Below are 12,624 nucleotides of genomic sequence, written 5' to 3' on the forward strand. Positions count from 1 at the left end.
CAAATTCTCACCTGCCGGAGCAGAAAAATGACTACGCAATCCCCGTCGCATCACGTTTTTATCCTGATGGGCGTTTCAGGCAGCGGAAAGTCTGCCGTCGCCAACCAGGTTTCTCACCAGCTGAACACAGCCTTTCTTGACGGTGATTTTCTCCATCCCCGCGCCAACATCATGAAGATGGCCGATGGTCATCCGCTGGATGACAACGATCGCCAGCCGTGGCTGCAGGCGCTGAACGATGCCGCCTTTGCGATGCAGCGCACCCAGGCGATCTCCGTGATTGTCTGTTCAGCGCTGAAGAAGAGTTATCGCGACATTCTGCGTCAGGGAAATGACAATCTGCGTTTCATCTACCTGAAAGGCGATTTCGACACCATCGAAGCCCGCCTGAAAGCGCGTAAAGGCCACTTCTTCAAGCCGCAGATGCTGGTGACGCAGTTTGCCACGCTGGAAGAGCCGGGCAGCGACGAGCCGGATGTGCTGGTCGTGGATATCACCCATTCACTGGACGAGGTTGTGGCGGCGACAGTTGCGACGATCCGGGACGCGATCAGCCAGGGTTAGAGATGAATACCGCAACACTTGTTCTGACCGCAGCAGGCTCTGTCCTGCTGCTGCTTTTTCTGGTGATGAAGGCGCGTATGCACGCCTTTGTCGCGCTGATGTTAGTGTCAATCGGTGCCGGGCTGTTCTCCGGCATGCCCCTGAATAAAATCGCTGAAACCATGCAGAAGGGGATGGGCGGCACGCTCGGCTTCCTCGCGATCGTGGTCGCGCTTGGCGCGATGTTCGGCAAAATCCTGCATGAAACCGGCGCGGTGGACCAGATTGCTATCCGGATGCTGAAAACCTTTGGCCAGAGCCGGGCGCACTATGCGATGGGCATCGCCGGGTTGATCTGCGCGCTGCCGCTCTTCTTTGAAGTGGCCGTTGTGCTGCTGATCAGCATCGCGTTTGCGGTGGCGCGGCGCACGGGGGGCAATCTGGTGAAGCTGGTCATTCCGCTGTTCGCTGGCGTGGCGGCCGCGGCGGCGTTTCTGTTGCCCGGACCGGCCCCGATGCTGCTGGCGTCGCAGATGCACGCGGACTTTGGCTGGATGATCCTGCTGGGACTCTGCGCCGCCATCCCCGGTATGCTGATTGCCGGACCGCTGTTTGGCAACTTCATCGGCAAGCACGTGACGTTCAGCGCACCGCCGGAAGATCATCAACCCGATGTTGATGAGAGCAAACTGCCGTCGTTTGGCTTCAGCCTCTCGCTGATTCTGTTCCCGCTGGTGCTGGTGGGGCTGAAAACCATCGGCGCACGCTTCACAACCGAAGGCACCACGCTGTATGAGTGGCTGGAATTTATCGGCCATCCGTTTACCGCTATTCTGCTGGCGCTGCTGGTCGCGATCTATGGCCTGGCCTATCGTCAGGGCATGGATAAAGAGCGGGTGATGCAGGTGTGCGGCAGTGCGCTGCAGCCCGCCGGGATTATCCTGCTGGTGATTGGGGCAGGCGGCGTGTTTAAGCAGGTGCTGGTGGACTCTGGCGTCGGCCCGGTGCTGGGCAATGCGCTGACCGGCGCGGGCCTGCCGATTGCGCTGGCCTGCTTTATCCTGTCGGGTGCGGTGCGGGTTATTCAGGGATCGGCGACGGTCGCCTGTCTGACCACGGTCGGGCTGATCATGCCGGTGATTGAACCGCTGCATTACAGCGGTGCCCAGCTGGCGGCGCTGTCGATCTGTATCGGCGGAGGCTCCATCATTATCAGCCACGTCAACGATGCCGGTTTCTGGCTCTTTGGCCGCTTTACCGGGGCCAGTGAAGCGGAAACGCTGAAGACCTGGACGCTGATGGAGACCATTCTCGGCACTGTAGGCGCGGTCATCGGGATGATTGCTTTTGAATTGCTTTCCTGACCAGTCTGACGGGCTATCTGCCCGTCAGGTTCTTTACCGCGAGCGGGGGAAGATTAAAAAAGGGAACAGCAGATAAGGTGCTACTACCAAAAGGACAATGACGCCGCGTGAATAGCCAGCGTCATTTATTCTTCTCACCCCGCAGGAAAATAGAGGCAAAATAAACAGCAGCAGCGCGATTAAGCCTATTTCATGCTCTGGCCCGGTAAACCATTGCAGATAACTGCAGAACCAGACCAGCTGAAACAGCAGGAAAATAAAATAGCTCGTCCTTTCTTCACGCCCTTCATAGTTAAACGTGCGCAGCAGACAGCTTTTGATCATCTGCGGCAGACTGTTCATGCCCATTTTCTTCTTATCAGAGCAAAAAAAACCAGCGTGATGGCGGCGGCAAGCAAGTAAATCCAGGCAAAATCAGTGACGTCAACTTGCATCAGTTGCACGTCATTTAACGCCGCTTTCTGACCCGGGACGGATAAAACGGTCAGGCCAGCTAAACAGAGTATATTTGCCAGAAAAAATAGCGACTGAAAGGTTGTTTCTTTAGCCACGGACAGGGTGGCAATTTTTCTGAAACCCCACCAGGCTACCAGATAAACCAGTAGCCAGAGTAACGCGCAGAGTAGCGGGGCAACCAGATAACTGCGCATATCTGTGATCACCCCTGAATGGCCGCTGCTGGCATACTCCAGGACTTCCTGAAGGGAGAGATAACCTGTTATCAGATAGAGCGTGCCGAAGAAAAAGGGTAACAACAACCTCATTGCATTTCCCTCCGGGTTTTCAGCCGCTGCATCCGCTGCGGCAGCTCTTTTCCGGGGTCCACCATCACCAGCTGTTTACTTTTTGCATCGTATTTCGCGGCGGCGGTCGGGTTACCTTTACCGCCCTCCGCCATCACAAAGCGTGCATCTGCACGGCCATAAAGGCCGACATGCGGGAAGGGATCGCTGCCAAAGGCCAGCACGTTTCGGCCAGGCAGGGTATATTCTCTGGTCAAAAATTCCGGGATTTTTTTTGAGTTGACGCCTGAGAAAGGCGTAGTGACAAAGCGGGAACCTGCATAATCGAGAGAAAAGCAGGTACTGCTATCGGCTGTATTTTTCTGTACCAAATCCGCGCCAAACAGGATTTTTAAACGCTGCCAGACCGTCGCGCTGTCGGGTTCGATCTTTGCGCCTTCCAGATAAACATCTTGTTTATGATAAAGTTGGTAAACCATTTTGTGAATCTGCATCATGGAGGCGCCAACACCGTGCCAGTTCGGTGCATCCCTGCTATAAAGCCGCTCAACGATAATAAAGACACCTGTCCCGGCATAATTTTCGATACTACCCGCCCTAGAAATCTCCTTTTTTTACAGCATTATATTAATATTATTGTTCATTTCAATGTCGTAACTTTGTGATAAACAGGCTGAATTGATGCGGCTGCATGCTTGTCAGTTCAAAAGGCCAAAGGTGCGCTTATAACTTCAGATAAGCCCGGATGCCGTCCAGGAACATCTGGGTTGCCAGCATAATCAGTATCAAGCCCATCAGCCGCTCCAGCGCATTCACACCCTTATCGCCCAGCAGACGCAGGAACAGACCTGACATCAGCAGAATAGCGACCGTTACGCCCCAGGCGATCAGCAGCGCACCCACCAGATGCGACATCTGATTCGGATACTGATGCGACAGCAGCATCAGCGTTGCCAGCAGCGACGGCCCGGCAACCAGCGGAATGGCCAGCGGCACCAGGAACGGCTCTTCACCGGCCGGTAAGCCTGAACTGCTGCTTTCAGCCGACGGGAAAATCATCTTGATGGCGATCAGAAACAGGATGATGCCGCCGGAAATCGACACCGTTTCGGTGCGAAGATTCAGAAACGCCAGGATGCGTTCGCCGGTAAACAGGAACAGCAGCATGATAATCAGGGCGATCAGCATTTCGCGGATCAGCACCACTCGCCGCCGTTTCGGCTCCAGATGCTTTAAAACCGACATAAAAATCGGCAGATTGCCCAGCGGATCCATAATTAACAACAATAATATTGTCGCTGAAATCATTTCAGTCATCGGTCTGGCACCCAGTTGTTCGCGAAAAAGCGGGGTTATTAGTTACACTGCTGAAAAAGTTAGCGTAATCGAATTAATTCACTTGCTACCCGCCCTGCATTTTGTAGAGTGAGCAGAGACAGGTAACTCTTATTATTACGCAGAGCGGCGTGAAAATAGCATGCCGCTCTCTCCTCTGAAATGAAAAGCAGGTGTAAAACTGCCTGAGACGGACACGACATGAAGAATGTAGGTTTTGTTGGTTGGCGCGGTATGGTCGGCTCTGTGCTGATGTCCCGCATGAGCGAAGAGCGCGATTTTGATGCAATCAATCCGGTCTTCTTCTCGACGTCGCAGCACGGTCAGGCGGCTCCCGCCTTTGCCGGTAAGCAGCAGGGCACCCTGCAGGATGCATTTGATATCGAGGCACTGCGTGCGCTGGATATCATCATTACCTGCCAGGGCGGCGACTACACCAGTGACGTTTACCCAAAACTGCGCGACAGCGGCTGGCAGGGCTACTGGATTGATGCGGCCTCCACGCTGCGCATGAAAGAAGACGCCATCATCATCCTGGACCCGGTCAACCATGCCGTGATCCGCCAGGGCATCGACCAGGGCATCAAAACCTTTGTCGGCGGGAACTGTACCGTCAGCCTGATGCTGATGTCGCTGGGTGGCCTGTTTGCACAGAACCTGGTGGAGTGGGCGTCGGTCGCCACCTATCAGGCCGCTTCTGGCGGCGGCGCGCGCCACATGCGCGAACTGCTGACCCAGATGGGCATGCTGCACGATCACGTTGCGCCTGCACTGCAGAATCCGGCTTCTGCCATTCTTGATATCGAGCGTAGCGTCACCGACTTCACCCGTTCCGGCACGCTGCCGACCGATAACTTCGGCGTGCCGCTGGCTGGCAGCCTGATCCCGTGGATCGACAAGCAGCTGGAGAACGGCCAGAGCCGCGAAGAGTGGAAAGGCCAGGCGGAGACCAACAAGATCCTCGCCACCACCGACATCATCCCGGTTGACGGATTATGCGTGCGCGTCGGTGCGCTGCGCTGCCACAGCCAGGCCTTTACGCTGAAGCTGAAACGCGACCTGCCGCTGGCCGACATTGAACAGCTGCTGGCCTCGCACAATGCGTGGGTTAAAGTGGTGCCGAACGACCGTGAGCTGACCATGCGTGAGCTGACACCCGCCGCCGTCACCGGTACGCTGACCACCCCGGTAGGCCGCTTGCGCAAACTGAATATGGGGCCGGAATATCTCTCCGCCTTCACGGTGGGCGATCAGCTGTTGTGGGGCGCAGCCGAACCGTTACGTCGCATGCTGCGGTTGTTAATCGACTGAGTGAAAACTTCTTCAAGGGCCGGATTTATCCGGCCTTTTTTGTTTTTGCCGTATGCGAAATAGCCTGCCGTTTCGCTTACTCAGTGATCGGCTTCCGTTTTTTGCCGATCGGCAAAGAATATTTTGCTTAAGTCCATGGCAACTGCCGGGACCAAGCTATGATTTAACCATGATGTGCCACAGGTAACGCTTTTGCTTTTCGGACTAAATGGTTGTGGTACACGGCAAAACACCTTTTTCCATGGAATGGCCTGACTCCTTTTGCCGTCGTACGTATGGCTCAATGAAGAGCAGCGCAGATGAAGCGCCACAGGCTATGTTGCGTTCATTTCGGCTGCCAATTATCACAGGAAGAAAGTCATGTCAGAGCTTCCCGATCGCGAGGCGATCAATGCCCTGTTTGCGGGCAATTATGCCGACCCTTTTTCGTTACTAGGGATGCACCGAACGCCGCAGGGCCTTGAAGTCAGGGCACTGCTCCCCGAAGCGCTTGAAGTATGGGTCATCGAAACCTCTACCGGGCGCAAACTGGCTCAGCTGGTGTGTGAAGATGCACGCGGCTTCTTCAGTGGCGTCATTCCACGCCGTAAAAATCCGTTCCGCTATCAGCTGGCGGTGAACTGGCACGGCCAGCAGAACCTGGTGGACGACGCCTATCGCTTCGGCCCGCTGCTGCAGGAGATGGATCTGTGGCTGCTGGCAGAAGGAACACACCTGCGTCCTTATGAGACGCTGGGCGCGCACGGTGATGTCATTGATGGCGTCTTCGGTACCCGCTTCTGCGTCTGGGCGCCTAACGCCCGTCGCGTCTCGGTGGTCGGTGACTTCAACTTCTGGGACGGCCGCCGCCATCCGATGCGTCTGCGTCAGGAGCTGGGGATCTGGGAGCTGTTTGTGCCGGGCGCGGTCAACGGCCAGCTCTACAAATATGAAATTATCGACGCCAACGGTGAACTGCGCATCAAAGCGGACCCCTATGCGTTCGAAGCGCAGATGCGTCCGCAGAGCGCGTCGATGATCTGCGGCCTGCCCGAGCCGGTTGAGATGAAAGAGGAGCGCAAAGCCGCCAACGGCTTCGATGCGCCCATTTCCATCTATGAAGTGCACCTCGGCTCCTGGCGTCGTCACACCGACAACAACTTCTGGCTGAGCTACAAAGAGCTGGCTGAACAGCTGGTGCCCTACGTTAAAGAGATGGGCTTTACTCATATCGAACTGCTGCCCATCAACGAACATCCGTTTGACGGCAGCTGGGGCTATCAGCCGCTGGGGATGTATGCGCCGACCCGCCGTTTTGGGACCCGTGATGAGTTCCGCGCCTTTATTGACGCCGCCCATGAAGCGGGCCTGAACGTGCTGCTCGACTGGGTACCTGGCCATTTCCCCAGCGACGATTTCGGTCTGGCGCGGTTTGATGGCACCCAGCTCTATGAGCACAGCGATCCGCGCGAAGGGTTCCATCAGGACTGGAATACCCTGATCTACAACTTTGGCCGCCGGGAAGTGAGCAACTACCTGTCAGGCAATGCGCTCTACTGGACAGAACGCTTTGGGATCGATGGCCTGCGCGTGGATGCGGTGGCGTCGATGATCTATCGCGACTACAGCCGCAACGAAGGCGAATGGGTGCCGAACCAGTATGGTGGCCGCGAGAATCTCGAAGCGATCGAATTCCTGCGCTACACCAACCGCACGCTCGGCACCGTGGCACCCGGTTCGGTCACGATGGCGGAGGAGTCAACCGACTACCCTGGCGTGACGCGTCCCACCGAAGGCGGCGGGCTGGGCTTCTGGTTCAAATGGAACCTGGGCTGGATGCACGACACCCTCGACTACATGCAGGTCGATCCCATCTACCGCAAGCATCATCACAACCTGATGAGCTTCGGCATGATGTACAACTACACCGAAAACTTTGTGCTGCCGCTGTCGCATGACGAAGTGGTGCACGGCAAGCGTTCGATTCTCGATCGGATGCCGGGCGACGCCTGGCAGAAGTTCGCCAACCTGCGCGCCTATTACGGCTGGATGTGGGGCTTCCCCGGCAAGAAACTGCTGTTTATGGGCAACGAATTTGCGCAGGGCCGCGAATGGAACCATGACGTCAGCCTGGACTGGCATCTGCTGGAAGGCGATGACAACTGGCATCACGGTGTTCAGCGTCTGGTGCGCGACCTCAACCACACCTATCAGCACTACACGCCGCTGCATCAGCTCGACTTCGATCCGGCAGGCTTTGAGTGGCTGGTCGTGGATGATGCGGAGCACTCGGTCTTCGCCTTTGTGCGCCGTGACCGTGAAGGTAACGAAATCATTGTGATCAGTAACTTTACGCCAGTGCCGCGTCCGGGCTATCGCTTCGGCGTGAACCAGCCTGGCTACTGGCGTGAAGTGCTGAACACCGATCAGCATGAGTATCACGGCAGCGATGTGCGCATTCACCGGGTGCATACCGATGAGCAGCACAGCCACGGGCGACCGCAGTCGCTGAGCCTCAATCTGCCACCGCTGGCAACGGTCTGGCTGGTGCGGGAGGCGGAATGATCATCACTGCCGGCGATCCCGAACCGCTGGGTGCCAGTTACGATGGCAAAGGCGTTAACTTCACTCTCTTTTCCCAGCATGCCGGGCGCGTAGAGCTCTGCCTGTTTGATGAAGAGGGCACAGAGGTGCGCTTTGACCTGCCTGGCCGCAGTGGGGATATCTGGCATGGATACATTCCGGCACTCAGACCCGGACAGCGCTACGGCTACCGGGTGCATGGCCCCTGGGCACCGGCGCAGGGGCACCGTTTTAATCCGGCGAAGCTGCTGGTCGACCCCTGCGCCCGTGCGGTAGAGGGTGATGTACCGGACGATCCGCTGTTTTATGGCGGGGAAACGCAGCCCGATCCCCATGACAACGCGGCGATCGCGCCGAAGTCACGGGTGGTTGCGGAAGATTTCGACTGGCAGGACGATGTCGCCCCCCGCATCCCGTGGGGCAGCACGGTTATCTACGAGGCCCACGTTCGCGGTCTGACGCTGCTGCATCCGGAAATTCCGGAAACGCTGCGCGGGACTTACGCGGCGCTGGGTCATCCTGTTATGGTGGATTACCTGCGTCAGCTCGGGATTACCACCCTGGAGCTGCTGCCGGTGGCGCATTTCGCCAGCGAACCGCGGCTGCTGCAGCTCGGTCTCAGCAACTACTGGGGATATAACCCCTTTGCGCTCTGGGCGGTTGACCCCCGTTACGGCTCCGGTCAGCCGGGGGTGACGCCGTTGCAGGAGTTCCAGCAGGCGGTGAAAAACCTGCACGCTGCGGGCATTGAGGTGGTGCTGGATGTGGTGTTTAACCACACCGCCGAACTGGATGAGATTGGCCCGACCCTTTCCCTGCGGGGCATTGATAACGCCAGCTACTACTGGCTGGACGAGCAGGGGGGGTATCAGAACTGGACCGGCTGCGGCAACACGCTGAACATCCACCATCCGCAGGTGATGGCGTGGACGCTGGAGGCGCTGCGCTACTGGGTAAGGGTCTGCCATGTTGACGGTTTCCGCTTCGACCTGGCACCGGTACTGGGCCGCACACCCGATTACCAGCGCGATGCGCCCTTTTTTGCCGCGATCCGCGCCTGTCCGCTGCTCTCTCAGGTCAAGCTGATAGCTGAACCCTGGGATATCGGCCCTGACGGCTATCAGGTAGGCCGTTTTCCGCCGCCGTTTGCCGAATGGAACGATCAGTTTCGTGACACCGCACGTCGTTACTGGTTGCACGGCGCATTAAGTAACGGCGAGTTTGCCCGCCGCTTTGCTGCCTCAAGCGATCTTTACCAGCACGATGACCGGGCGCCGCACGCGACGGTTAACCTGATTACCGCCCATGACGGCTTTACGCTGTGGGATGTGGTGAGCTTCGAACGCAAACACAACGAAGCCAACGGGGAAGATAACCGCGACGGTCACGGCGATAACTACAGCCACAACCACGGCAAAGAGGGGCTGAACGTCACTTATGACGTGGTTGAGCGGCGTCGCCGCAGCGTGCGGGCCTTGCTGACCACGCTGCTGCTGTCGCAGGGCACACCCATGCTGCTGGCGGGCGACGAACGTGGCCATACGCAGCGTGGCAATAACAACGCCTACTGTCAGGACAACGCCCTGAGCTGGCTTGACTGGCGGGCGGATGAGAAGGGATTAGTCGGATTTACCGCCGCACTGATTCGTCTGCGTCAGCGCATTCCGGCGCTGACCGCAGACCGCTGGTGGCAGGACGGTGACGGCAATGTGCAGTGGCTCAATGCCGGTGGCCAGCCACTGCAACACGATGAATGGGCGCAGGGGATGCACAGATTGCAGATCCTGCTGTCCGGCCGCTGGTTAATAACAATAAACGCCACGGATAAGGTGAATGACATCGTGTTACCAGACGGAGAATGGCGTGCCCTTCCTCCTTTCGCCGGGGACGACAACCCCATCCTGCTAACTGTCTGGCATGGTCCCGCACACGGCGTGTGCGTGTTCCAAAAGCAATCATAAGGAGTCAGACATGGTTAAGTTAGATAGAACAGATCACCTGATGCTGGCCCGCCAGCTCCCTACACAGACGGTTGCTCTGATCCTCGCCGGCGGACGCGGCACACGACTGGTCGATTTAACGGCCAAGCGTGCCAAACCGGCGGTGCATTTCGGCGGCAAGTTCCGCATTATCGACTTTGCCCTCTCCAACTGCGTCAACTCCGGTATCCGACGAATTGGCGTGATTACGCAGTATCAGTCTCACACCCTGACTCAGCATATCCAGCGTGGCTGGTCGATCTTCAACGAAGAGATGAATGAGTTTGTCGATTTGCTGCCAGCGCAGCAGCGCTTTTCGACCGAACAGTGGTATCGCGGCACGGCGGATGCGGTGACGCAAAACCTTGATGTGATTCGCCGCTATCAGGCGCAGTACATCGTGATCCTCGCCGGGGACCACATTTATAAGATGGATTACTCCCGCATGCTGCTGGACCACGTGGTGAACGAGGCGAAATGTACCATCGCCTGTCTGCCCGTGCCGGTGCATGAAGCCACCGCCTTTGGCGTGATGGCCGTGGATGAAGAGAACATGGTGATCGACTTCGTGGAAAAACCCGCGAAGCCGCCCACTATGCCGGGTGATGACACACAGTCGCTCGCCAGCATGGGGATCTACGTGTTTAACGCGGATTACCTCTATGAGCTGCTGGAAGAGGATCTGCAGACGCCAGGCTCCAACCACGACTTCGGCAAAGATATCCTGCCGAAAATCGTGGCCAGCGGCGAAGGTTATGCGCACTCCTTTGCGCTCTCCTGCGTGCAGAACGACGACAACGCGCCGCCTTACTGGCGCGATGTCGGCACGCTGGAAGCCTACTGGCGCGCCAATCTCGACCTGGCCTCCGTGATGCCTGAGCTCGATATGTATGACGTCACCTGGCCCATCCGGACCCATATGGAGCCGCTGCCGCCCGCCAAATTTGTTCAGGATCGTTCCGGCAGTCACGGAATGACCATGAACTCGCTGGTATCGGGTGGCTGCATCATCTCCGGGTCGGTGGTGGTCAATTCCGTCCTGTTCCCCCGGGTTCGCGTGAACTCTTTTTGCAATATTGATTCAACCGTCCTGCTGCCTGATGTGGTTGTCGGCCGTTCATGTCGTCTGCGTCGCTGCGTGATCGATCGCGCCTGCGAGTTACCGGAAGGCATGGTGATTGGCGAAAACCCCGATGAAGACAGTCGTCGGTTTCACCGTTCGGATGAAGGAATCGTGCTGGTAACCCGCGCCATGCTGGCCAGACTGGCCAAAGCGGGGCTGTAAGCGATAAGCGGAACTTACGCAATCGGCACGCGGAGCGTGCCGGATAACTTAATGAGGTCGAGGATGCAGGTTTTACATGTCTGTTCAGAACTTTTCCCGCTGCTGAAAACGGGCGGACTGGCTGATGTAGTCGGGGCATTACCTCAGGCGCAGATTGCGGGCGGTACGGATACGCGGGTGCTGTTGCCCGCTTTTCCCGCATTGCGCAAAGGCATACCTGATCTCCAGGTAGTGACAGAGCGAGAGACATTTGCCGGTCATATGCGCCTGCTTTTTGGTGAATTTAATGGTGTGGGCATCTATTTAATTGATGCGCCTGGCCTCTACGACCGTCCCGGCAGTCCTTATCATGACGAGTCGCAGTTTGCCTATGTCGACAACTACCTGCGCTTTGCGCTGCTGGGCTGGGTCGGCTGTGAACTGGCGTGCGGCATGGATTCCATGTGGCGTCCCGATATCGTGCATGCTCACGACTGGCATGCCGGCCTGACCTGCGCCTATCTGGAAGCGCGCGGCCGTCCGGCCAAATCGGTCTTTACCGTGCATAACCTGGCCTATCAGGGGCTGTTCTCGGCGCACCACATGGACCAGATTGGCCTGCCGTGGTCGTTCTTTAACATGCACGGGCTGGAGTTTTACGGCCAGATCTCCTTCCTGAAAGCGGGACTGTTCTACGCCGACCACGTCACAGCGGTCAGCCCGACCTATGCCCATGAGATTACCTCGGCAGAGTATGGCTACGGCATGGAGACCCTGCTGGCGCAGCGGATGCGGGAAGGGCGCCTGAGCGGGATCCTCAACGGGGTCGATCCCTCTATCTGGGACCCGGCACATGACCTGCTGCTCAGCGCGCGCTACAACCGCGACACGCTGGAAGCGAAGGCTGAGAACAAACGTCAGCTGCAGGTAGCGATGGGCCTCAAGGTCGATGACAAAGCGCCGGTGTTCTGCGTTATCAGCCGTCTGACCAAACAGAAAGGGCTGGACCTGGTGCTGGAGGCGCTGCCTGGCCTGCTGGCGCAGGGTGGCCAGCTGGTGCTGCTGGGACAGGGCGATGCCGAACTGCAGCAGGGCTTCCTGGCCGCCGCGGCAGAGCATCCGGGCAGCGTCGGCGTGCAGATTGGCTATCACGAGGCATTCTCTCACCGCATTGTCGGGGGCGCAGATGTGATCGTGGTGCCGAGTCGCTTCGAGCCCTGTGGTCTGACACAACTTTATGGCCTGAAATATGGTACGTTGCCTTTAGTGCGCCGTACGGGTGGCCTGGCCGATACCGTCAACGACAGTTCGTTAGAGAACCTGGCCGACGGTATCGCCAGCGGATTCAGTTTTGAAGATGCCAACGCCTGGTCGCTGCTGCGGGCTATCCGGCGCGCGTTTGTGTTGTGGTCCCGTCCGTCTCTGTGGCGTTACGTTCAGCGTCAGGCGATGGGCATGGACTTTAGCTGGCAGGTGGCGGCACAAGCCTACCGTGATCTTTACCAACGTTTGATGTAACGGAT

Annotated in this window: 11 protein-coding genes; 7 read left to right on the forward strand and 4 right to left on the reverse strand. The window is 57.7% G+C overall.

The window, feature by feature from the left end; genetic code table 11:
• Nucleotides 1-27: 27 nt before the first annotated feature.
• Both gntK and gntU read left to right on the forward strand, forming a co-directional pair.
• A complete protein-coding gene (gene gntK, locus J1C59_RS01560) occupies nt 28-564 on the forward strand; it encodes a gluconokinase (protein ID WP_128086101.1) in 537 nt (178 codons plus the stop codon).
• Between the two features lie 2 nt (nt 565-566).
• Nucleotides 567-1,907 (forward strand): gluconate transporter, encoded by a 1,341-nt coding sequence (gene gntU / locus J1C59_RS01565; protein ID WP_111140391.1) that lies wholly within the window; start codon nt 567-569, stop codon nt 1,905-1,907.
• 33 nt (nt 1,908-1,940) lie between these two features.
• Here gntU and J1C59_RS01570 read toward each other — a convergent pair whose 3' ends face one another.
• From J1C59_RS01570 to J1C59_RS01585, 4 genes are all read right to left on the reverse strand, one after another.
• Complete coding sequence (locus tag J1C59_RS01570; RefSeq protein ID WP_233498989.1) at nt 1,941-2,249, reverse strand: DUF805 domain-containing protein; 309 nt, start codon at nt 2,247-2,249, stop codon at nt 1,941-1,943.
• Nucleotides 2,246-2,671, reverse strand: coding sequence for a hypothetical protein (locus J1C59_RS01575; protein WP_128086100.1), 426 nt, complete (start codon nt 2,669-2,671; stop codon nt 2,246-2,248). Before J1C59_RS01575 ends, J1C59_RS01570 begins: the two co-directional genes overlap by 4 nt.
• Nucleotides 2,668-3,147 (reverse strand): hypothetical protein, encoded by a 480-nt coding sequence (locus J1C59_RS01580; RefSeq protein ID WP_242281353.1) that lies wholly within the window; start codon nt 3,145-3,147, stop codon nt 2,668-2,670. Before J1C59_RS01580 ends, J1C59_RS01575 begins: the two co-directional genes overlap by 4 nt.
• 226 nt (nt 3,148-3,373) lie before the next feature.
• Nucleotides 3,374-3,967 (reverse strand): YhgN family NAAT transporter, encoded by a 594-nt coding sequence (locus tag J1C59_RS01585; protein WP_111140387.1) that lies wholly within the window; start codon nt 3,965-3,967, stop codon nt 3,374-3,376.
• A 219-nt stretch (nt 3,968-4,186) separates the two neighbouring features.
• On the opposite strand from J1C59_RS01585, the gene asd reads away from it, so the two are divergent.
• From asd to glgA, 5 genes are all read left to right on the forward strand, one after another.
• Nucleotides 4,187-5,296 carry an aspartate-semialdehyde dehydrogenase gene (gene asd / locus J1C59_RS01590; protein ID WP_128086098.1) on the forward strand — a complete coding sequence of 370 codons (1,110 nt, stop codon included), beginning with the start codon at nt 4,187-4,189 and terminating at the stop codon, nt 5,294-5,296.
• Nucleotides 5,297-5,656: 360 nt separating this feature from the next.
• Complete coding sequence (gene glgB, locus J1C59_RS01595; RefSeq protein ID WP_128086097.1) at nt 5,657-7,840, forward strand: 1,4-alpha-glucan branching enzyme; 2,184 nt, start codon at nt 5,657-5,659, stop codon at nt 7,838-7,840.
• Nucleotides 7,837-9,819 (forward strand): glycogen debranching protein GlgX, encoded by a 1,983-nt coding sequence (gene glgX / locus J1C59_RS01600; protein ID WP_128086096.1) that lies wholly within the window; start codon nt 7,837-7,839, stop codon nt 9,817-9,819. Before glgB ends, glgX begins: the two co-directional genes overlap by 4 nt.
• Before the next feature lie 10 nt (nt 9,820-9,829).
• On the forward strand, nt 9,830-11,122 hold the full coding sequence (gene glgC, locus J1C59_RS01605; RefSeq protein WP_111140383.1) for a glucose-1-phosphate adenylyltransferase: 1,293 nt from the start codon (nt 9,830-9,832) through the stop codon (nt 11,120-11,122).
• 63 nt (nt 11,123-11,185) lie between these two features.
• Nucleotides 11,186-12,619: a glycogen synthase GlgA gene (gene glgA, locus J1C59_RS01610; protein WP_128086095.1), complete on the forward strand. Its 1,434-nt coding sequence runs from the start codon at nt 11,186-11,188 to the stop codon at nt 12,617-12,619.
• Nucleotides 12,620-12,624: the final 5 nt, after the last annotated feature.

This window comes from Pantoea deleyi (genome assembly GCF_022647325.1).
Classification (GTDB): domain Bacteria; phylum Pseudomonadota; class Gammaproteobacteria; order Enterobacterales; family Enterobacteriaceae; genus Pantoea; species Pantoea deleyi.

Bases quoted from the DNA above. Each gene is read 5' to 3' on its own strand.
- gntK (WP_128086101.1), top strand. From the start codon at position 28: ATGACTACGCAATCCCCGTCGCATCACGTTTTTATCCTGATGGGCGTT.
- gntU (WP_111140391.1), top strand. From the start codon at position 567: ATGAATACCGCAACACTTGTTCTGACCGCAGCAGGCTCTGTCCTGCTG.
- J1C59_RS01570 (WP_233498989.1), bottom strand. From the start codon at position 2,249: ATGAACAGTCTGCCGCAGATGATCAAAAGCTGTCTGCTGCGCACGTTT.
- J1C59_RS01575 (WP_128086100.1), bottom strand. From the start codon at position 2,671: ATGAGGTTGTTGTTACCCTTTTTCTTCGGCACGCTCTATCTGATAACA.
- J1C59_RS01580 (WP_242281353.1), bottom strand. From the start codon at position 3,147: ATGATGCAGATTCACAAAATGGTTTACCAACTTTATCATAAACAAGAT.
- J1C59_RS01585 (WP_111140387.1), bottom strand. From the start codon at position 3,967: ATGACTGAAATGATTTCAGCGACAATATTATTGTTGTTAATTATGGAT.
- asd (WP_128086098.1), top strand. From the start codon at position 4,187: ATGAAGAATGTAGGTTTTGTTGGTTGGCGCGGTATGGTCGGCTCTGTG.
- glgB (WP_128086097.1), top strand. From the start codon at position 5,657: ATGTCAGAGCTTCCCGATCGCGAGGCGATCAATGCCCTGTTTGCGGGC.
- glgX (WP_128086096.1), top strand. From the start codon at position 7,837: ATGATCATCACTGCCGGCGATCCCGAACCGCTGGGTGCCAGTTACGAT.
- glgC (WP_111140383.1), top strand. From the start codon at position 9,830: ATGGTTAAGTTAGATAGAACAGATCACCTGATGCTGGCCCGCCAGCTC.
- glgA (WP_128086095.1), top strand. From the start codon at position 11,186: ATGCAGGTTTTACATGTCTGTTCAGAACTTTTCCCGCTGCTGAAAACG.